Genomic DNA, 20,815 nt, shown 5'->3' with positions numbered 1-20,815 from the left:
GCTGCTCGAGCTGGTCGGCGTCATGGTGCTGGTCTGGGCGTTCTCGGCGATCCTCGGCGTCTGGCAGACCTACCTCACCGCGACCGTCGGCAACACGGTCATGGGGGAGCTGCGCATCCGCCTCTTCCGCCACCTGCAGGCGATGGAGCTCGGCTTCTTCACCCGCACCCGCACCGGCGTCATCCAGTCGCGCCTCGCCAACGACGTGGGCGGCGTGGCCAACGTGCTCACGAACACCGTCTCGAGCGTCCTCGGCAACACCGTCACCGTGATCGCGGCCGTCGTCGCGATGCTCCTGCTCTCGTGGCAGATGACGATCGTCGCCCTCGTCCTCACTCCGGTGCTCGTCGTGGCCCAGCGCCGCGTCGGCCAGGTGAGGGCGCGCATCGCGACGAAGACGCAGGAGTCGCTGTCCGAGATGACCGCGATCACCCAGGAGACCCTGAGCGTCTCGGGCATCCTCCTGGCCAAGAGCTTCGGCCGCCAGGAGTCGGAGGTGACGCGCTACGCCGACGAGAACGGCCGGCAGATCGAGCTCCAGGTGCGGCAGCAGATGTCCGGCCAGTGGTTCTTCGCGATGGTGCAGATCTTCCTCTCCGTCATCCCCGTGATCGTGTACCTCGTGGCCGCCTGGCTGATCCTCGGCGGCACCACCGTCACCGCCGGGACCGTCGTGGCCTTCACCACCGTGCAGGCGCGCCTGATGTGGCCGCTCCTGGGCCTGATGCGCGTCGCGCTCGACCTGCAGACGGCCGGAGCGCTGTTCGCCCGCATCTTCGAGTACCTGGACCTGCGCCCGGCGATCACGGACCGCGCCGATGCACGCGAGGTCTCGGGCGAGCTCGGCCGGGTCGAGCTCGACGACGTCGTCTTCCGCTACCCCGACCAGGCGCAGGACGCGCGCCCGACGCTCGACCACGTCTCGGTCGCGATCGAGCCGGGCCAGTTCGTCGCCTTCGTCGGTCCCTCCGGCGCGGGCAAGACCACCATCTCGTACCTCGTCCCGCGCCTCTACGACGTGGCCGGGGGAGCGGTGCGCTTCGCCGGTACCGACGTGCGCGAGCTGCGGCAGGAGTCGCTCGTCTCGCACATCGGCATCGTTAGCCAGGAGACCTACCTCTTCCACGCGACGATCGGCGACAACCTCCGCTACGCCCGCCCGGACGCGACGCAGGAGGAGCTGGAGGCGGCCGCCCGCGCCGCGAACATCCACGCGACGATCACGTCGTTCCCCGACGGCTACGACACGCTGGTCGGCGAGCGCGGCTACCGGCTCTCCGGAGGCGAGAAGCAGCGGCTCGCGATCGCGCGCGTCCTGCTGAAGGACCCGGCGGTCCTCATCCTCGACGAGGCGACCAGCGCCCTCGACACCGTCTCGGAGCGGATCGTCCAGACCGCGCTCGACGACGCCGCCCGCGGCCGCACCACCATCGCGATCGCCCACCGGCTCTCGACCATCGTGTCGGCCGACGTCATCCACGTCGTCGAGGGCGGCCGGATCGTCGAATCGGGCACCCACCGCGAGCTGCTCGGCCTCGGCGGCCTCTACGCCTCGCTCTACGCGCAGCAGACGGAGTCGGCACTCCAGGGCTGAGCCGTGGATCGGCGGCCGGACTCCGCGGGGCTACTCGCAGCCGACGCCGTCTGAGTCGCCAGGCCCCGTGCACGACGTCGGCGGAGAGCACGTGCCCCTCCCGGGTGGGGAGGCGCACCAGTCTCAGCCGATGTCGTGCGCGCCGGAGGCGGTCACTCCACCGGCCGGTCCTCGAGCATCTGCTCCATCAGCGAGATCTCGGCCTCCTGGGCCTTCACGACGGAGGAGGCGAAGTCGGTGGCGACCGTCACGCGGCTCCGGGCGAGCAGCGCCTCGGCCATGTCGATCGCGCCGCGGTGGTGGGCGATCATCAGCTCGAGGAACATCCGGTCGAAGTCGCGGCCCGACGCGCTGCTGAGGGCGGTGATCTGGTCCGGTGTCGCGAGACCGGGCATGCTCGCGGGCACGACGCCGTCCTCGGTCCCCATCCCCATCGACGAGTGCTCGTCGGCGGCTCCGGCCAGGGTCGGCCGGCCCATCCAGGTCATCGAGGGCTCCGGAGCAGCCTGCGGCAGGCCCCACGAGTTCAGCCAGCCGAAGAGCTGCCCGGCCTGCTGCTGCTGGGTGAGCAGGATGTCCTTCGAGACGGTGAGGACCTCGTCGTCGGCGCTGCGCTCGCGGGCGATCATCGCCAGCTCGGCGCCCTGCAGGTGGTGCACCTGCATGTCGCGCGCGAAGCCCGCTTCGGCGCTGGCGCTCGAGGGCGTCGCGGCGGAGGCGAACGGAGCGAGCGCGCCGAAGAGGTAGCCGCCGGCCGCCCCGAGGAGGAGCGCGACCACGGCGACCGCGGCGACGAGGATCCGGCCCCTACTGCTTGCCGGGCGCATCGATCCCTCCGGTGCAGGGGGCGCCGGGCTCCGGAGCGCTCGAGGACTGCCAGAAGCGCTCGACGAAGGCGTCGATGCGGGGGTCCTCGGGCGAGTCGATCGCGACCTGGGCGTCCCAGGCGCTCAGCACGATGGGCGACTCGAGGCCCTCGTAGGGCGAGACGACGGAGTAGGTGTCGGGCATCGCGGCGATCAGCGCGTCGACCTCGCTCTGCGGGAGCTCGGGGTCGTAGGTGGCCCAGACGGCGCCGTGCTCGAGGTCGTGCACCGCGTTCTCGTTCGGGACGGGCTCGTCGTAGACGCCGCAGTTCATCCACACGGCGTTGTGCGGGCCGCCCGCCGGCGGGGTCTGCGGGTAGTCGACGGCGCCGGCGACGTGGGTGGCGTCGTTGTCGAAGGTCTGCAGGCCGTCGATCTCGCGCGCCTCGACGATCTGCTGGTTCCCGAAGACGGTGACCGCGACGATCCCGCCGACAGCGAGGACGGCCAGGGCCGACAGCGACCAGATCCAGATGCGGGAGCCGCGCTTGCGGCGGTCCTGCTCGCGCTTGTAGGCCTCGAGCTTCTCCTGTCGGGCGCGGTTCTTGGCGGACATCGTGTCTTTGGGCACGGCGGCGTCTCTCGTTCTGAGGGCGGAAGGCGCCTGTGGCGGGCGCAGGCGCCTGAGAGGCGCTCTCAGAGGATAACGAGCGAGGCTTCGGATCGGATCAATGCGCGGTCAGGGGGATCTCGATGCGCCCGCGGAGCGGGCCGCTCGATCAGCGGGAGAGGAGGCCGCGGAGGAGTGGGACGGTGCGCCGCCGCTCCGCTCAAGGGGCGAAGGTGAGCCAGAGCAGCAGGCCGTTCAGGACGATGAGGAAGACGGCGGCCAGGGCGGCGGCGAGGGTGGTGAACCAGCGGTTCGTCTGGTCGCCCATCAGGCGGCGGTCGCGGGTCAGGATCACGAGCGGCACGAGCGCGAAGGGGATGCCGAACGACAGGACCACCTGGCTGAGCACCAGCGCGCGCGTCGGGTCGAAGCCGATCGCGAGCACCAGGAGCGCCGGGATCAGCGTGACCAGACGACGGGCGACGAGCGGCACCCGCACCTGGAGCAGACCGTGCATGATCTCGGCCCCCGCGTACGCGCCGACCGAGGTCGAGGCGAGGCCGGAGGCGAGCAGGCCGACGGCGAACAGGGTCGCGACCACCGGTCCGAGCGCCGCTCCGATGGCCGCATGGGCGCCCTCGAGGCTGTCGGTCCCGGCGACTCCCGCGAGGGAGTGCGCGGCGAGGAGCAGGATCGCGAGGTTCACGGTGCCGGCGATCGCGAGGGCGATCGTCACGTCGATCCGGGTGGCGACCAGGATCCTCCGGCGCGCGCCGACGCCCTCGACGTGGCCGAAGCGGTCGCGGGCGAGCGCGGAGTGGGCGTAGATCGCGTGGGGCATGACGGTCGCGCCGAGGATCGAGGCGGCGAGCAGCACCGACTCCGAGCCCTCGAAGCGCGGCACGAGACCGGCGACGGTCGCGCCCGCGTCCGGCGGATCGACGACCACGCCGACCGTGAAGCCGACGGCGATCAGCACCATCAGCGCCGTGATCACCCGCTCGAACGGCTGCGCCCCGCCCCGCGTCTGCACGAGCAGCAGCACCAGCGAGACCGCGCCGGTGACCACGCCGCCGGCCAGCAGCGGCAGTCCGAAGAGCAGGTTGAGCGCGATCGCACCGCCGATCACCTCGGCCAGGTCGGTCGCCATCGCGACCGTCTCGGCCTGCAGCCAGTAGGCCCGGCGGCCCCAGCGGCCGCGCAGGCGGTCGCCGAGCAGCTCGGGGAGGCTGCGGCCGGTCATCAGGCCGAGCTTCGCCGAGAGGTACTGGATGAGCCAGGCCATCAGGTTGCCGAGCACCACCACCCAGACCAGGAGGTAGCCGAACCGGGCGCCGGCCGTCATGTTGCTGGCGACGTTGCCCGGGTCGAGGTAGGCGACTCCGGCGACCAGCGCCGGGCCGAGCAGGCGGAGGAGGTGGATGTCGGCCGGACGCCGCGGCGGTGCGGCGATCGGTGAGGTCATTCGGGGTCCGTTCCGGGTCGACCGCGGCGCTCGCGGACCCCCACGATAGGGCACCGGCGCGACCGGCGGCACTCCCCTCCCGAGACCGCTCCCTGTGCCTCCGCCCACCCCCGTCACACGCCCGGAGCCGGTTGCTACGCTGGCGGGATGAGCCTGGATCGCGCCCTTCCCGCACGCCCGGAGACCGGGATGGCCTACGCCGATTCGGTCCTCGACCTCATCGGCGACACCCCGCTGGTGAAGCTGGGCCCGGTCGCGGCGGGCGTGCAGGCGACCGTGCTGGTCAAGGTCGAGTACCTGAACCCCGGCGGCTCGTCGAAGGACCGCATCGCGACCCGCATCATCGACGCCGCCGAGCGCGACGGGCTGCTGAAGCCCGGCGGCACCATCGTGGAGCCGACCAGCGGCAACACCGGCATCGGCCTCGCCCTCGTCGCGCAGCAGCGCGGCTACCGCTGCGTGTTCGTGCTGCCGGACAAGGTGGGGGAGGACAAGCGCAACGTCCTCACCGCCTACGGGGCCGAGATCGTCGTGACGCCGACGGCCGTCGCTCCGGAGGACCCCGCCTCCTACTACTCCGTCTCGGACCGCCTCGCCCGCGAGATCCCCGGCGCCTTCAAGCCCAACCAGTACGCGAACCTCAATGGACCGCTCAGCCACTACGAGACCACGGGCCCGGAGATCTGGCGCGACACCGCCGGCCGGCTCACCCACTTCGTCGCGGGAGTCGGCACGGGCGGCACCATCAGCGGCGTCGGCCGCTACCTCAAGGAGGTGTCGGAGGGCCGCGTGCAGATCGTCGGCGCCGACCCCGAGGGCTCCGTCTACTCGGGCGGCGGCGGTCGCCCGTACCTGACCGAGGGCGTCGGCGAGGACTTCTGGCCGAGCGCGTACGACCCGAGCGTCGTCGACCGGATCATCGCCTCCAGCGACGCCGAGTCGTTCGCGATGACCCGCCGCCTCGCCCGCGAGGAGGGGCTGCTCGTCGGCGGATCGAGCGGGCTCGCCGTCTCCGTCGCGCTCAAGGCCGCCGCCGGTCTCGGGCCGGACGACGTCGTCGTCGTGCTCCTGCCGGACGGCGGGCGCGGCTACCTCGGCAAGATCTTCAACGACCGCTGGATGCGCTCCTACGGCTTCCTCGAGATGCGCGACGAGGGCACCGTCCGCGACGTGCTCCGCGCGAGGGCGGCGAGCGGGCAGGCCGACCTCCCGGCGCTCGTGCACGCGCACCCGACCGACACGATCCGCGACGCGATCGGCATCATGACCGAGTACGGCGTCTCGCAGCTCCCGGTGCTGACCGCCGAGCCGCCGGTCGTGATGGGCGAGGTCGTCGGAGCCGTCGACGAGCGCGAGCTGCTCGACCGCGTCTTCGCCGGATCCGCCTCGATGAACGATCCGCTCGGCGACTGCGTGGGCGACGCGCTCGCGCTGATCGGGCTCGGCGAGAGCATCACCGCCGCCCGCGCCGCGCTCACCGAGCACAGCGCCCTCCTCGTCACCGACGAGGGCAAGCCCGTCGCGGTGATCACCCGACAGGACCTCCTCACCTACGCCACGGCCTGACGGCCGCCGCCTCCGCACCTCCGACCCAGGGAGCCCGCACCATGCCCAAGAAGCAGCACTTCGACACCCGCGCCATCCACGCCGGCCAGGAGTTCGATCCGACCACCGGGGCGGTCGTGCCGCCCGTCTACATGACCTCCACGTTCGTCCAGGACGGCATCGGCGGTCTCCGGGGCGGCTACGAGTACGCCCGCTCGGCGAACCCGACGCGCGACTCGCTCCAGGAGCTCATCGCCTCGCTCGAGGGTGCGGACGTCGCCTACTCCTTCTCCTCCGGCCTCGCGGCCGAGGACACCCTGCTGCGCGCCGCCCTCGCGCCCGGCGACCACGTCGTCCTGGGCAACGACGCGTACGGCGGCAGCCACCGCCTGATCGACCGGGTGCACAGCGCCTGGGGCGTGCGCAACACGGCCGTCGACATGTCGAACCTCCGCGAGGTGCAGCGGGCGATCGTCCCCGGTGAGACGAAGATGCTCTGGGTCGAGACCCCGTCGAACCCGCTGATGACCATCAGCGACATCGCCGAGCTCGCCGACCTGGCCCACGCGCACGACCTGATCGTCGTCGTCGACAACACGTTCGCCTCCTCCGCCCTGCAGCAGCCGCTGGCCCTCGGTGCCGACGTGGTCGTGCACTCGACCACGAAGTACCTCGGTGGCCACTCGGACGTCGTCGGCGGCGCGCTCGCCCTGCGCTCGGGGCCGCTGGCCGAGAAGATCGCGTTCCTGCAGTTCGCGGTCGGAGCGATCTCGGGCCCGATGGACGCGTGGCTCACGGTCCGCGGCATCAAGACCCTCGGGGTGCGGATGGAGCGCCACTCCGTCAACGCGCAGGCGGTCGCCGAGTTCCTCGTCGAGCACCCGGCGGTGACGGCCGTGCACTACCCGGGCCTGCCCTCGCACCCCGGCCACGAGCTGGCGAAGCGCCAGATGTCGCGGTTCGGCGGGATGCTCTCGCTCGAGCTCGCGACGCCGCGCGCCGCCCGGAAGTTCGCCGAGTCGACCGAGCTGTTCCAGCTCGCGGAGTCGCTGGGCGGCGTCGAGTCGCTGATCGGCTACCCGAGCGAGATGACGCACGCGTCGGTGAAGGGCACGCCGCTGGAGGTCTCGGAGTCGCTGGTGCGCCTCTCGGTGGGCCTCGAGGACTCGTCCGACCTGATCGCGGACCTGTCGGCGGCGCTGCCGAAGAAGTAGAGGCGGGAACGCCGCCCCGCGGGGCGGCATCTCGATGGTGCGCCCGATCCGGCCCCTGCCAGGATCGGGCGCATGACCTCCTCGCGCCGCTTCGTCGATCTCAGCCACACCGTCGCGGACGGGCTGGTGACCTACCCGGGCCTGCCCGCTCCGCGCATCCGGCCGCACCTCACCCGTGAGGCGTCCCGCGCCTCCTACGCACCCGGCACCGAGTTCGCGATGGACGTCATCGAGATGATCGGGAACACGGGCACCTACCTCGACAGCCCGTTCCACCGATACGAGGGCGGAGCCGATCTCGCCGCTCTCCCGCTCGAGACGCTGGTCGACCTGCCGACCGTCGTGGTCGACGCGACCGGAGCCACCGAACGGGGCATCGGCTCGGACGCGGTCGCGGGACTCGACGTCCGCGGCGCCGCCGTCCTCCTCCGCACCGGCTGGGACGCGCACTTCGCCACGCCCGGGTACGGCAGGGGCGCCCCCTTCCTCAGCGGCGAGGCGGCGGAGGCGCTCGTCGCCGCCGGCGCGGTGCTGGTCGGCATCGACTCGGTGAACATCGACGACACGGAGTCGGGCGGATCGCGGCCCGCGCACTCGGCCCTCCTCGCCGCGGGAGTGCACGTCGTCGAGCACCTCACCGGCCTCGGCGGGCTGCCGGCGACAGGGGCGCGCTTCACCGCCGTGCCGCCGAAGGTGCGGGGCTTCGGGACCTTCCCGGTGCGGGCCTTCGCGGTCGCCGACGAGCCCTGACCGGCGCAGGGCGCCCGGGCGCCTCCGGCTAACCTGGACCGATGCATCCCGCTCTCGCCGCCGTCGGCCGGCGCGTCCGGCCCCGCACGCGCCTCGCGGCGCTGGGCCGTCGTGTCCGCCCCCGCACGCGGCTGCGCTCCGCGGCCCGGGTCGTCCGCTCCGCCCCTCAGCGCCTCTCGGAGCGCCGCGCCGCCGTGATCGCCGCCCGGCCGATCGACCACCCCTCGCCCGCGCTCCGGCGCGAGCTGCTGCTGCTCGCCCTGGCCAACCGATTCTCCCGCCGCTCCGCAGTCGATCCGGCGGGCGAGGTCGTGGTGACGATGACCACGCACGGCGAGCGGCTGCAGCGGGTCCACGTGGCGCTCGAGTCGATCGCCCGCGGCGACGCCCGGCCCGCGCGCCTGGTGCTCTGGCTCGACGACCCGGCCCTGCACGCCGACCTGCCCGCGCCGCTGCGCCGCCTCCGCCGCCGCGGCGTCGAGATCCGCCTGGTCGACGGCTACCGCGTGCACACGAAGTACTACCCGCACCTGCTCTCGGGCCGGGCGGGGGAGCGCGACCTCGTCACCTCCGACGACGACATCGTGTACCCGCGCACCTGGCTGAGGGGCCTGCTCGACGCCCGCTCGCGCTACCCCCGCGAGACCGTGCTCTGCTACCGCGCCCACCGGGTGGGGATCGTCGACGGCGCCGTGGCTCCGTACACGAGCTGGACGCCGGTCGCCGACACGCGCGCGTCGACCGACGTCTTCGGCACCTCCGTCTCCGGGCAGCTGCTGCCCGCCGCGCTCCTCGGCGAGATCGCCGCGCACGGGGAGGCGTTCCGCGAGATCGCCCCGGACGCCGACGACATCTGGCTGCACGTGCGCGCGGTCGACGCCGGCTACCGGATCGCGCAGATCGAGCCCCGGGCCCAGCTGTTCCCGTTCGTGCCGCACACGCAGCAGTCCGGGCTCTACCTCGTCAACTACTGGGACGGCGGCAACGACCGCCAGGCCCGCGCGGCCTACACGCCCGAGGTGACGGCGCGGATCGCGGCGGACGCGTCCGCGAGAGGGGAGGTGCGCTGATGCGCCTGCTGTTCGTGAGCAACCTCTACCCGCCGCAGGTGCTCGGCGGATACGAGATGACCTGTGCGCGCGTCGCGGAGGCGATGGCGGCCCGCGGCCACACCGTGCGCGTGCTGACCACGCCGACCTACCTGCCGCCGGAGCCCTCGGGCGTCGAGGTGCACCGCACGCTGAGCCTGCGCACCTACTTCCCGCTGCCGCAGACCGGCGGCGAGATCGCTCAGCTGCTGCACCACGAGAGCGCCGTCTCGCGGTTCGAGAACACCCGCATCCTGCTCGAGGAGCTGCGCGACTTCGCGCCGACCCACGTGGTGGCCTTCAACCTGCTCGGGATCGGCGGCCTCGCGATGATCGACCTGCTGCGGGCGGTGGAGGCGCCGTGGATGTGGAACCTCGGCGACCGCATCCCGAACGCCCTGGTCGACGGGCTGCCCGAGCGCGTGCTCCGCGTTTACGGCGCCCAGGCCCCCGACCACTTCGACCGCGGCGAGATCGTCGCGGTCAGCCGCTCGCTCGTCGACGCGATCGAGGCCGGCGGGCTGAGCCTGGGCGAGGTCGAGGTGATCGGGCGGGGAGTGTCCGTTCCCCCCGACACCGCGGAGCCGCGGCGCTACCGCGAGGGCGGGACCACCCGGTTCACGTTCGCCGCGTCGCTCGGCGAGCACAAGGGCGTCGGGCTGGTGCTGGAGGCGGCGGCGTCTCTCGCGGAGGAGACCCGCGACTTCCGTGTGGACCTCTACGGCGACGGAGACGTGGACGGCTGGCGCGCCCGGGCGGACGAGGCGGGCCTGGACGGCCTGGTCGAGTTCCACGGACCGACGCCCCACGCCGAGGTGCTCGCCGCGCACGGCCGCGCCGACGCGTTCCTCTTCCCGACCTGGGCCGGAGAGGCGTTCGGCGTCGCGCCGGTCGAGGCGGCCGCGGCGGGCGCCGTGCCGATCGTGACGGCGGCCAGCGGAGTAGCGGAGTTCCTCATCGACGGCGTCGACTGCATCAAGATCACCCGCTCCGCCCCGGCGCTCCTCGAGGCGATGCGGGACGTGGCGAGCGGGGCGGTGGACCTCGAGGCGCTCGGTCGGCGGGGCCGGGCCGCGGCACGCGGACCGCTCTCGTTCGAGCGCTCCGTCGAGCTGATCGAGGCCTCGCTCGAGCGCCGCTCCCGGCCGGGCCTCGCCGACCGCCTCGCCGACACCACCCTCGAGGCCGACATCATGGACAAGGATCTGCGGGCGATGGACGTGCTCCACCGCCGCTTCTCCGGACGGGACCACGACGATGACCACTGACCACGACTTCCTCCAGGACCCCGGCTCGGCGCCCACCCGGCTCGGCCGCGGCGGCGTCGTGCTCCGCGACGCCGTGCACCGGCTGGTCGCCCCCTGGTTCGAGCAGGCGCGGCTGCGCACGGAGGAGCTGCGCGCCGAGACGGCGGCCCTGCGCGACGAGGTGGCCGGGCTCCGCGGCGAGCTGAGCGCGGTGCAGGGCGACGTCTCCGTGCTGCGCGACGAGTCGGCGGGCCTCCGGGCGGCGCTGGACGAGCTCAGCGCGTCGGTCGCGGCCGACCGCGCCTCGTCCGAGGCGGCGGGTGCGACGGCCGCCGAGCAGGCCGCCGACACCGCGGCGGCTCTCGACGAGCGCGTCCGCGGGGTCGAGCTCGAACTGCGGGCGGTCACCCGGCGCCTCGCGGAGGCGCTCGACCGCTGAGGCGGCGAGGCCCGGTCCTCGCGGCGATCAGGCGGGGACCGCCGTCCGCGCGAGCAGCTCGGCGATACGACCGGTGCAGCCGCCGCAGCCCGTGCCGGCGCGGGTCGCCCGCCCGACGCAGGCGACCGTCCCGTGTCCCGCCGCAGCCGCATCGGTGATCACCGCCGCCGTCACGCCGTTGCACCAGCAGACCGTGGCATCGGGGGCGAACGGATCGCCGGTCGCCGCGGCGCCCGCATCCGGGGCGTCCAGACGCAGGAGGCTCGACCGGTCCGCCGGCAGCTCCGAGCCCCGCTCGAAGAGGAGGCTGAGCTCGGCGCCGACCCGGGGCAGACCCACCGAGACGAACCCGCGCAGCACTCCTCCTGCGGTCACGAGCTTGGCGTAGCCGCCGCGGGCGGGGTCAGCCCACAGCGTCACCTCGAGGTGCTCCTCGCCCGGGCGGTGCGGGTCCCACGGCTCCGGGGCCACGTCGCCTCCTGCCACGAGGTCGACACCCTCGGCCTTCAGCATCACGACCGCCGGTCGGGCGTCGGGGACGCGCTCCTCGCCGCAGCGGCCCTCCGCCTCCGCCCGGATCCGCGCTGCGAGCCGGTCCGCCTGCTCCCATCCCGGACCGATCAGTCCGCTCGGTCCGCCGGGCACGCGGCCGTCGGGCAGGGCCGAGCCGCGGGGGGCGACGTGCGCGCAGTCGCCGATCGCGAAGACGTCCGGGTCGCTCCAGCTGCGCAGCTGCTCATCGACCAGGATCCCGGTCGAGACGGCGAGCTCCGCGCCCGCGGCCAGCTCGACCCGCGCACCGACACCGCACGAGAGCACCAGCAGATCCCCCTCGATCTGCTTGCCGTCAGCGCAGACGAGCGCCTGGAAGTGCGCACGGCCGCGGTCGTCGTGCGCGAGCAGGACGCTCTCGGACCGGGCGTGCGCCACCATCTCGACGCCGGCCGCGCGGGCGGCCGCGGCCAGCATCCGGCCCCCGCCCGTGTCGAGATTGCGGGCCATCGGGATGTCGCCGTGGAAGACCACCACCACCTGCGCGCCCTGCTCGGCGGCCGCGAGGGCGAACTCGATCCCGAGCACTCCCGCCCCGAGCACGACGAGGCGCGCGCCGGAGCGCACGGACTCGCGGACCACCCGGGCGTCGGCCAGGTCGCGCAGCGCCACCACCCGCTCCGGGAGGGGCCGGGAGCCCGCGTCGAGCGACTCCGGATCGGCGGCGCGCACCGTCCGCTCGCGTCGGGACCGCTCCATCCCGGCGAGAGTCGGCACGTTCGCCCGGGCGCCGGTGGCCAGGACGAGGCGGTCGTAGGGCAGCCGCTCGCCGTCGTGCAGCCGCACGACGTTCCGCGCGCGGTCGATCCCCACGACGGCCGCTCCCAGGCGCAGGACGACGCCCGCCGCCTCCGCCGCCGTCCGGTCGCCGAGGTCGAGGCGCTCGCGGGTCGCCCGGCCGACGGCGTACTCCGCGAGCAGGACACGGTTGTAGGGGTCGTCGCCCTCGGCGCCGACGACCGTCAGCGCGACCAGACCGGCCCGCACGGCCGGCAGCAGCTCCTCGACGAAGCGCGAGCCGACGGGTCCGTAGCCGATCAGGACGATCCGCTCGGGAGGTGTCTCAGGCATGTGCCGTCCCTTCCGCGCGGACCCAGACCCGCGTGCGCTTGAACTCGGGCATCGACGACACCGGGTCCACGACGGCCTCGGTGAGGAGGTTCGCGCACTGCTCACCCGCGTAGTGGAAGGGCAGGAACACCGTGTCGTGGCGGATGTCCGCGGTGACGCTCGCGCGGGCGCGGACCACGCCGCGCGCGTTCCCGATCGCCACAGGTGCTCCGTCGCTGACGCCGAGCCGGGAGGCGGTCGCCGGGTGGATCTCGAGTCGAGCCTCCGGGCGGGCCGCATCGAGCTCCGCGACCCGCCGGGTCTGGGTGCCCGACTGATACTGCTGGAGGTAGCGGCCGGTCACCAGGGTCAGCTCCTCGCCGCGGTCCACGACGTCAGGGACGGCGGGGATGACGGCGACCAGGCGCGCCCGGCCGTCGGGGTGCCCGAAGCGCTCAGCGAAGAGGCGCGGCGTCCCCGTGCCGCCCGCGGGGTAGGGCCAGTGGGCGGCGATCCCGGTGTCGAGCAGGGCGTGCGAGAGGCCGGAGTAGTCGGCCACGCCTCCCGCGGACGCGCGGGCCAGCTCGTCGAACACCTCCGCGGGGACGGTCGACCAGCTCGAGGGGGCGTCGAGACGGCGCGCCAGTTCGCTCATGATCCAGAGCTCGCTGCGCACTCCCGCCGGCGGGTCGATCGCCCGGCGGCGGCGGAGCACCCGGCCCTCGAGCGAGGTCATCGTGCCCTCCTCCTCCGCCCACTGCGGCACCGGGAGCACCACATAGGCCAGCGCGGCGGTCTCGGAGAGGAAGAAGTCGCAGACGACCAGCGTGTCCAGGGCCTCGAGCCCGGCGCGGACGGCGTCGGCGTCCGGAGCCGAGACGACCACGTTGGAGCCGTGCACCAGCAGGCAGTGCACGGAGCGTCCGAGCTCGGCGAGCAGGGCGGTGGCGGGCAGGCCCGGGCCGGGGATCGATTCGGGCGTCACGTCCCAGACGGCGGCGACGTGGCGCCGCGCCTCCGGATCGCGGATGGAGCGGTACCCCGGGAGCTGATCGGCCTTCTGGCCGTGCTCGCGTCCGCCCTGGCCGTTGCCCTGACCGGTGAGCGTGCCGTACCCCGACCCCTCGCGGCCCACCAGGCCGAGCACGAGAGCGAGGTTGATCGCGGCGGTCGCGGTGTCGGTGCCGTCGACGTGCTGCTCGACCCCGCGGCCGGTCAGGACGAACGACCGCCCCGCGGCGAGCCGGCGCGCGAGGGAGCGGAGGAGCGTGGTCGGCACGCCCGTGACCGCGGACGTGCGCTCCGGCCACCACGCCGAGACGCTGCGGCGCACCGCCTCGGCGCCGGTCGTGCGCGCGGCGAGGTAGGCGGTGTCGGCGAGGCCCTCGGCGAAGACCAGGTGGATCAGCCCGAGCAGGAGCGGCAGATCCGTCCCGGGAGCGGGCTGCAGATGCGTGCCGGCGCCGTCCTCCGTCAGCCGCGCGGTGGCCGAGCGGCGCGGGTCGACGACCACCAGGCCGCCCCGCGAGCGGGCACCGGCGAAGTGGGCGAGAAGCGGCGGCATCGTCGCGGCGACGTTCGAGCCCAGGAGCAGGATCGTGTCGGCGTCGTCGAGGTCGGACACCGGGAACGGCAGTCCGCGATCGACGCCGAAGGCGCGGTTGCCGGCCGCCGCGGCCGAGGACATGCAGAAGCGGCCGTTGTAGTCGATCCGGGAGGTGCCGAGAGCGATCCGAGCGAACTTCCCGAGCTGGTAGGCCTTCTCGTTGGTGAGGCCCCCGCCGCCGAAGACGGCCACCGCGTCGGCGCCGTGCCGCTCCCGGACGCCGCGCACCGCCCCGGCGACCGCGTCGAGCGCCTCCTCCCACGACGCCTCCGCGAGGACGCCGTCGGCGCCGCGCAGCAGCGGGGAGACCAGGCGCTGTCCGCTCGCCAGCAGCTCGGCGGAGGTCCAGCCCTTGGCGCAGAGCCCGCCCCGGTTCGTCGGGAACTCCCTCCCCTCGACCGCCACGGGTACGGGGCCCGCCGCGGGTGTCAGCGTCATCGCGCACTGCAGGGCGCAGTACGGGCAGTGGGAGTCGGTCGGGGCGGGGGCGCTCATCGTCAGATCCGGGTCCCCGTCTTCGCGGCGAGGCGGAGGTAGACGCCGGCCGTGATCGCGAGCATCACCGCGTAGGCGCCGACGAACCAGCCCAGCGCCGTGGTGTAGTCGCCGAACTCGGTCTTGGAGAAGCCGAGCAGCTGGGGGATCACGAAGCCGCCGTACGCGCCGATCGCCGAGATCAGGCCGAGCGCCGCGGCGGACGTGCGCTGGGCGCCGATGCCGTCGTCGCCGCGCTGGCGGGCGCGGAGGGCGAACACCGTGGGGATCATGCGGTAGGTCGCGCCGTTGCCGATGCCGGCCGCCGAGAAGAGCACGAGGAAGCAGGCGAGGAAGAGCCAGAAGCTGCCGAGCGGCAGTGTCGCGATCACGCCGAGGATCCCGGCGCCCATGGCGACGAAGGCGAGGACCGTGACAGGCGCTCCGCCGAAGCGGTCGGCCAGACGGCCGCCGGAGGGGCGGGACAGCGAGCCCACCAGGGAGCCGAGGAACGCGAGGCCGACCGTCGCCGAGCCGACGGCGAAGCCGGAGAACTCGGGGAAGGTGTCGGCGATGAGCTTCGGGAACACGCCGGCGAATCCGATGAAGGACCCGAAGGTCCCGATGTAGAGCACGGCCAGCAGCCAGAGGTGCGGCTCGCGGAGCGCGGCGAGGGAGGCGGCGACGTCGGACTTCGCGGTCGAGAGGTTGTCCATGCGCTTGGCGGCGCCGATCATCGCCACGACGATCAGGGGGACCCAGAGGAAGCCGGCGATCGGCAGGTTCAGCGTGGCCGCGGCGCCGACGGTGATCGCGATCGGCACGACGAGCTGCGCGACGGAGGCGCCCAGGTTGCCGCCCGCGGCGTTGAGCCCCAGAGCCCAGCCCTTCTGCGCGTGCGGGTAGAAGAAGGTGATGTTCGCCATCGAGCTGGCGAAGTTGCCGCCGCCGAAGCCGGCGAGCGCGGCCACCAGGAGCATGACGCCGAACGGGGTCTCCGGATTCGAGACCGCGATGCCGAGTCCGACGCTCGGGATCAGCAGGAGGCCCGCCGACACGATCGTCCAGTTGCGGCCGCCGAAGCGGGGGACCATGAACGTATACGGGATCCGCAGGGTGGCGCCGACGAGGCTCGGCATCGAGATGAGCCAGAAGATCTGCCCGGTGTCGAAGGCGAACCCGGCCGCCGGCAGCGAGACGACGACGACCGACCAGAGCTGCCAGACGACGAAGCCGAGGAACTCGGCGAAGATCGACCACCTCAGATTGCGAGCGGCGACGGAGCGTCCCTCCGCCTCCCACTGGGCGGGGTCCTCGGGGTTCCAGCCGTCGATCCAGCGGCCCGGCCGTCGGATGATGCCGGTGGATGTGGCGGCGGTCGTGGGGACGGTGGTCGGGGGTGCAGCAGTCATCGTGGTCCTCCGGAGGGTGGGCGGCGCGCGCGAGGGCGCGCTCGGGACGGGGAGGTGGAGCGGTGGTGGTGCGGGGAGGAGGCGTCAGGCGTTGCGCCCGAACAGCTCCGAGACGATGTCGACCAGCTCGCGGGCGGGCGGATCGACGGCGGTGAGGAGGGGAGCGGAGGCGAGGTCGGCCCCCGCGGAGGCGGCCAGGCCGGCGAAGTAGCCGGGCGCGAGCAGGTAGGTGGCGACCACGACGCGCGCGCCGGGGTGGGCGGCGCGCTCGGCGGCGACCGCCTCCGCGATCCGCGGCTCGGCGGCCGAGATGAACGAGGTGCTCACCTCGCGGCCGAGCTCGGCGGCGAGGAGGCGGCCGGTGGTCCAGCAGTCCGCGACGGCACCGGCGTCGCTCGAGCCGGCAGCGGCGAGCACGACGCGGTCGCCGTCGTCGAGCCCTGCCTCGTGGAGCCGGCGGGCGAGCACGCGCGCCAGGCGGGGATCGGGTCCGAGCGCGCCCGAGACCCGCACCGGCCGCTCCGCCTCCGCCGCGGCCTCGGCGAGGTCGACGTGCACGTGGTAGCCGGCCGAGAGCAGCAGCGGCACGACCACCGCCGGCCGGCCCGGCTCGAGAGAACCCAGGGTCGCGGGGACGTCGGGCTGCTGCACGTCGACGAAGGAGTCGAGCACGTCCAGCGCCGGGTTGGCCCGGCGGACCGCCTCGACCAGCGCGGCGACGGCACGCCTCCCGTCGTCGTCGGAGGTCCCGTGGGACGCGGCGACCAGAGCGGTCCGCTGGGCGACCTCGATCGTGCCGTCGCTCTCGCGCACCTGCCAGGTGGCGAGGTGCAGCTCCGCTCGTGTGAAGCAGGCGCCGGTCTCGAGGTCGAAGACGTCCTTGTGCAGGGGGGAGGCGATCGTGGGCCGCTGCACCCCGTCGACCAGACGCGAGCCGACGATGCCGCGTGAGAGCACGGCGGCGCCGGTCGCGGGGTCGAGGTTCGAGACGGCCCGCACCCGCCCGTCGGGCAGGAGGAACAGGGCGAGCTGCACACCGCCGACCAGGGCGGCCTCGCCCCAGAGCGGCTCGAGGTCGCCGACGGCGCAGACCGGCACCCAGGTGGTGGCGGTCGCGGGGGCGAGCCGATCGAGGAGGGTCATCGCTGCGCCTTCTTCCTGCGGGTGGGCCACCGCATCCGGTCGGACGCGATGAGGCAACGGTAGGGATCGCGCGTTTCGTGCGAGCACGCCTTCGGTGTCACGGGCGTAACGAAGCCCTCACGGCCTGCGGCGCTCGCCGAGAGGCGCGCGTCACACGCTGTTACACAGGGGCAACGGCGGGGAAACGGGCCGTCCCTACGGTGGACGTCATGACTCCTGGAGCGAACCCCGCCGCCCGGCCCCGACGCGTGCTCGTCGTCGGAGCGGGACCCGCCGCGCACCGCCTGGTCGACGCGCTCGTCGCCCGGGCCGGCGACCAGGCGCTGGAGATCACCGTCCTCGGCGAGGAGGTGCACCGTCCCTACGACCGCGTCGCACTCTCGAAGCGCCTCGACGGCGAGCACGACCTGACTCTGGGCGACGGCGCTCTGTGGGAGTCGGCGCGGCTGATCACCTCCTCCCGTGTCGTCGCGATCGATCCCGACCGCCTGCGCGTCGAGCTCGCGGACGGCCGCTCCCTCGAGGGCGACGAGATCGTCCTGGCGACGGGCTCCTCCGCCACGGTCCCGCCGATCGAGGGCGCCGAGCACGGCCGCGTCTACCGCACGCTCGAGGACGTGGACGGGCTCGTCGCCGAGCTCGCCGCGTTCCGCGCCCGGCGCGGACGCCCCGCGATCGTGGTCGTGGTCGGCGGCGGTCTGCTCGGCCTCGAGGCGGCGGGAGGCGCGCACCGGCTCGGTGCGCGCACCGCCCTCGTCCACTCCGGCCGCTGGCTGATGAGCGCGCAGCTCGACGAGGGCGCCGGGCAGGCCCTCGGCCGCATCATCTCGGCGCAGGGGATCGCGCTGCACCTCGGCAACCGGCCCACCGCGATCCTCACCTCGCCGACGGGGACGGTGCTCGGAGTCGCGCTGACCGACGGCAGCAGCATCAGCGCCGATCTCGTGGTCTTCTCCATCGGGATCACGGCGCGCGACGAGCTCGCCCGAGCGGTCGGGATCGAGGTCGCACCGCGCGGAGGCGTGGTCGTCGACGAGGCCTGCCGCACCAGCAGGGCGGGAGTCTGGGCCATCGGCGAGGTCGCCGCGATCGCCGGCCGCACGGTCGGGCTCGTCGCACCCGCCAACGCGATGGCGGAGGTGGTCGCCGACCGGATCCTCGGCGGCGACGCGACCTTCCCGGGGGTCGACGACGCCACCAAGCTCAAGCTCTCGGGCGTGGAGGTCGCCAGCTTCGGCGACGCCCTCGGCACCACGGAGGGAGCGCTCGAGGTCGTCTACGCCGATCCGGCCCGCGGTCTCTACCAGAAGGTCGTCGTCTCGGACGATGCGCGCACGCTGCTCGGCGGGATGTTCGTCGGCGACGCGGGCCCCTACTCCTCCCTCCGCCCGCTGCTGGGGCGCGAGCTGCCGGCCGAGCCCGGCGCCTACCTCGCGGCGGCGGGGGCGGAGGCGCCCTCGGGCGACCTTCCGGACGACGCCCAGGTCTGCTCGTGCAACAACGTCTCGGTCGGCGAGGTCCGCCACGCGATCGGCGAGGGGTGCACCGAGCTGGGGCCGCTCAAGGCCTGCACCCGCGCGGGCACCCAGTGCGGATCGTGCGTGCCCCTGGTGAAGAAGCTGCTCGACACGGAGCTGATCCGTGCGGGCGTCGAGGTCTCCCGCGCCCTCTGCGAGCACGTGGCGCTCAGCCGCAGCGAGCTGTTCGAGTCGGTCCGCATCCTCGGGCTGCACTCGGCCGAGCAGGTGATGGAGCGCTTCGGCTCCGGGCTGGGCTGCGACGTCTGCAAGCCGGTGATCGCCTCCGTCCTCGCCACCCAGACGAACGCCTACATCCTCGACGGCGGCCAGGCGCCGCTGCAGGACACCAACGACCGCGCCCTGGCCAACATGCAGAAGGACGGCACCTACTCCGTCGTCCCGCGGATCCCCGGGGGCGAGATCACGCCGGCGAAGCTCAAGGTGATCGCCGAGGTCGCCGAGCAGTACGGCCTCTACACGAAGATCACCGGCGGGCAGCGGATCGACATGTTCGGCGCCCGCCTCGAGCAGCTGCCCGAGATCTGGCGCCTCCTCGTCGACGCCGGCTTCGAGTCGGGTCAGGCGTACGGCAAGTCGCTGCGCACGGTCAAGTCGTGCGTCGGATCGACCTGGTGCCGCTTCGGAGTCCAGGACGCGGTCGGGATGGCGGTCTTCCTCGAGGAGCGGTACCGGGGTCTCCGCTCGCCGCACAAGTTCAAGCTCGGGGTCAGCGGCTGCGCCCGCGAGTGCGCCGAGGCGCGGGGGAAGGACATCGGCGTCATCGCGAGCGACCTCGGCTGGAACCTCTACGTCGGCGGCAACGGCGGCTACCAGCCGGCGCACGCCCAGCTGCTCGCGCAGGACCTCGACGACGAGACCCTGGTGCGCTACATCGACCGCTACGTCATGTACTACGTGCGGACGGCCGAGCGGCTCCAGCGGACCGCACGCTGGCAGGAGGAGCTCCCCGGCGGACTCGAGCACGTGCGCGAGGTGGTCTGCGAGGACTCGCTCGGCATCGCCGCCGAGCTGGAGGCCGCCATGGCCACGCACGTCGACACCTACGTCGACGAGTGGGCGGCGACCCTCGCCGATCCCGACCGGCTCCGCCGCTTCCGCTCCTTCGTGAACGCCCCGGACACCGCGGATCCGCGCGTCGCGACCGTGCGCGAGCGCGGGCAGGTCCGGCCCGCCGGCCGGGACGAGAGACCGGACGGACCCGTGCTGGTCGCGGGGCCGAGGATCCCCGTCGGTCCGGCCGGGATCGGATCGGACTCGTGATGCAGCTCTCCCTCGACCTCGCCGGACGCCGCGTGCTCGTGATCGGCACCGCCTCCGGGACCCGCCGCGTGCTCGCCCGCTACCGAGCCGCCGGCGCACTCGTCGAGCGGCACGAGGCGGAGGACGCGCTCACCCCGGCGCCCCCGGCCCTGATCGTGTGGGTGGAGGGGCCGGCGCCGCTCCGAGCAGCGGCGGCCGAGCTCTGCCCCTGGATCGTCGACGAGGCCCCCGCGCCGACCCGGCCGGTCGGGCACGTCAGCATCGTCGGCGGCGGCCCCGGCGATCCGGATCTGATGACCCTCGCCGCCCGCCGCGCCCTCCGCGACGCGGACGTGGTGCTCTACGACCGGCTCGGTCCGCACGAGGGCCTGGCCGAGTGGGCGCCCGGCGCCGAGCTGATCGACGTCGGCAAGACGCCGGGTCATCATGCGGTGCCGCAGCACGAGATCGAGCGGCTGATGATCGAGCGGGCCCTCGCGGGTCTGGACGTCGTGCGCCTGAAGGGCGGCGATCCGTTCGTGTTCGGCCGCGGGTCGGAGGAGGTGCGCGCGTGCCGGCTCGCCGGCGTCGGCTCCACGGTCGTCCCCGGAGTGACCAGCGCGATCTCGGTGCCCGCCGCCGCCGGGATCCCGGTCACCCATCGCGAGGTCAGCAGGGCCTTCACCGTGGTCTCGGGCCATGCGCCGTTCAGCGAGCAGGAGCTCGGCCATCTGGCCGGGCTGGGCGGGACGATCGTGGTGCTGATGGGCGTGAACACCCTCCCGCACCTCGTCGCCGGGCTGCAGCGCGCCGGGATGCGCGCCGACACGCCCCTCGCGATCGTCGAGCGGGGCTGGTCGCGCGACCAGCGCACGACGGTCTCGTCGGTCGGCGGAGTGCTCGGCCTGCTCGCCGAGCTGGCACCGCGCTCGCCCGCCGTGATCGTCATCGGCGAGGTGGTCCGGCAGGCCGCGTGCCATGATGCGGGGGACCCCGAGAGCATCGCCCGAGCGGTCGATGCACTGACCGCGTGAGACCCC

Annotated in this window: 16 protein-coding genes; 9 read left to right on the top strand and 7 right to left on the bottom strand. The window is 73.8% G+C overall.

The features are described 5' to 3' along the window. Positions 1–1,594: ABC transporter ATP-binding protein (locus tag C5C44_RS14780; protein WP_104336108.1), on the top strand; the 1,594-nt coding region annotated here is incomplete at its 5' end. A gap of 152 nt (positions 1,595–1,746) precedes the next feature. Here C5C44_RS14780 and C5C44_RS14775 read toward each other — a convergent pair. The 3 genes from C5C44_RS14775 to C5C44_RS14765 all read right to left on the bottom strand — a co-directional run bounded on the left by C5C44_RS14775 (position 1,747) and on the right by C5C44_RS14765 (position 4,475). Further along, positions 1,747–2,421, bottom strand: coding sequence for a DUF305 domain-containing protein (locus C5C44_RS14775; RefSeq protein ID WP_104261751.1), 675 nt, complete (start codon positions 2,419–2,421; stop codon positions 1,747–1,749). Then, the gene (locus tag C5C44_RS14770) at positions 2,402–3,031 is read right to left on the bottom strand and encodes a DUF3105 domain-containing protein (protein WP_244230507.1); all 630 of its coding nucleotides are present in this window, start codon (positions 3,029–3,031) and stop codon (positions 2,402–2,404) included. Before C5C44_RS14770 ends, C5C44_RS14775 begins: the two co-directional genes overlap by 20 nt. A gap of 199 nt (positions 3,032–3,230) precedes the next feature. After that, positions 3,231–4,475: an Nramp family divalent metal transporter gene (locus C5C44_RS14765; protein ID WP_104227179.1), complete on the bottom strand. Its 1,245-nt coding sequence runs from the start codon at positions 4,473–4,475 to the stop codon at positions 3,231–3,233. Positions 4,476–4,664: 189 nt separating this feature from the next. On the opposite strand from C5C44_RS14765, the gene C5C44_RS14760 reads away from it, so the two are divergent. The 6 genes from C5C44_RS14760 to C5C44_RS14735 all read left to right on the top strand — a co-directional run bounded on the left by C5C44_RS14760 (position 4,665) and on the right by C5C44_RS14735 (position 10,758). Continuing rightward, complete coding sequence (locus C5C44_RS14760; RefSeq protein ID WP_104234473.1) at positions 4,665–6,041, top strand: cystathionine beta-synthase; 1,377 nt, start codon at positions 4,665–4,667, stop codon at positions 6,039–6,041. 41 nt (positions 6,042–6,082) lie between these two features. Next, the gene (locus C5C44_RS14755; RefSeq protein ID WP_104224345.1) at positions 6,083–7,234 is read left to right on the top strand and encodes a cystathionine gamma-synthase; all 1,152 of its coding nucleotides are present in this window, start codon (positions 6,083–6,085) and stop codon (positions 7,232–7,234) included. A 72-nt stretch (positions 7,235–7,306) separates the two neighbouring features. Then, complete coding sequence (locus C5C44_RS14750) at positions 7,307–7,984, top strand: cyclase family protein (protein WP_104336107.1); 678 nt, start codon at positions 7,307–7,309, stop codon at positions 7,982–7,984. A gap of 41 nt (positions 7,985–8,025) precedes the next feature. Next, positions 8,026–9,054 (top strand): glycosyltransferase, encoded by a 1,029-nt coding sequence (locus C5C44_RS14745; protein WP_104336106.1) that lies wholly within the window; start codon positions 8,026–8,028, stop codon positions 9,052–9,054. Continuing rightward, the gene (locus tag C5C44_RS14740; protein ID WP_104308508.1) at positions 9,054–10,340 is read left to right on the top strand and encodes a glycosyltransferase; all 1,287 of its coding nucleotides are present in this window, start codon (positions 9,054–9,056) and stop codon (positions 10,338–10,340) included. The genes C5C44_RS14745 and C5C44_RS14740 overlap by 1 nt, the downstream gene beginning before the upstream one ends. Further along, positions 10,330–10,758: a hypothetical protein gene (locus C5C44_RS14735; RefSeq protein ID WP_104224349.1), complete on the top strand. Its 429-nt coding sequence runs from the start codon at positions 10,330–10,332 to the stop codon at positions 10,756–10,758. The genes C5C44_RS14740 and C5C44_RS14735 overlap by 11 nt, the downstream gene beginning before the upstream one ends. 27 nt (positions 10,759–10,785) lie before the next feature. Here C5C44_RS14735 and C5C44_RS14730 read toward each other — a convergent pair whose 3' ends face one another. From C5C44_RS14730 to nirD, 4 genes are all read right to left on the bottom strand, one after another. Next, complete coding sequence (locus C5C44_RS14730) at positions 10,786–12,381, bottom strand: NAD(P)/FAD-dependent oxidoreductase (RefSeq protein WP_104336105.1); 1,596 nt, start codon at positions 12,379–12,381, stop codon at positions 10,786–10,788. Continuing rightward, on the bottom strand, positions 12,374–14,461 hold the full coding sequence (locus C5C44_RS14725; protein ID WP_104336104.1) for a molybdopterin oxidoreductase family protein: 2,088 nt from the start codon (positions 14,459–14,461) through the stop codon (positions 12,374–12,376). The genes C5C44_RS14730 and C5C44_RS14725 overlap by 8 nt, the downstream gene beginning before the upstream one ends. Before the next feature lie 2 nt (positions 14,462–14,463). After that, positions 14,464–15,852, bottom strand: coding sequence for an MFS transporter (locus tag C5C44_RS14720; protein WP_104224352.1), 1,389 nt, complete (start codon positions 15,850–15,852; stop codon positions 14,464–14,466). An 84-nt stretch (positions 15,853–15,936) separates the two neighbouring features. Continuing rightward, positions 15,937–16,995: a nitrite reductase small subunit NirD gene (gene nirD, locus C5C44_RS17475; protein ID WP_104224353.1), complete on the bottom strand. Its 1,059-nt coding sequence runs from the start codon at positions 16,993–16,995 to the stop codon at positions 15,937–15,939. A 209-nt stretch (positions 16,996–17,204) separates the two neighbouring features. Here nirD and nirB point away from each other — a divergent pair, with 209 nt between their 5' ends. Further along, the gene (gene nirB, locus C5C44_RS14710) at positions 17,205–19,796 is read left to right on the top strand and encodes a nitrite reductase large subunit NirB (RefSeq protein WP_104224354.1); all 2,592 of its coding nucleotides are present in this window, start codon (positions 17,205–17,207) and stop codon (positions 19,794–19,796) included. Then, positions 19,796–20,809: a uroporphyrinogen-III C-methyltransferase gene (gene cobA, locus C5C44_RS14705; protein ID WP_104227191.1), complete on the top strand. Its 1,014-nt coding sequence runs from the start codon at positions 19,796–19,798 to the stop codon at positions 20,807–20,809. The genes nirB and cobA overlap by 1 nt, the downstream gene beginning before the upstream one ends. Positions 20,810–20,815: the final 6 nt, after the last annotated feature.

The organism is Rathayibacter sp. AY1F6 (genome assembly GCF_002932035.1).
In the GTDB taxonomy this organism is placed as follows: Bacteria; Actinomycetota; Actinomycetes; order Actinomycetales; family Microbacteriaceae; genus Rathayibacter.
Note: the sequence above shows the minus strand (reverse complement) of the source record. Positions and strands in the feature narration are given on the sequence as shown.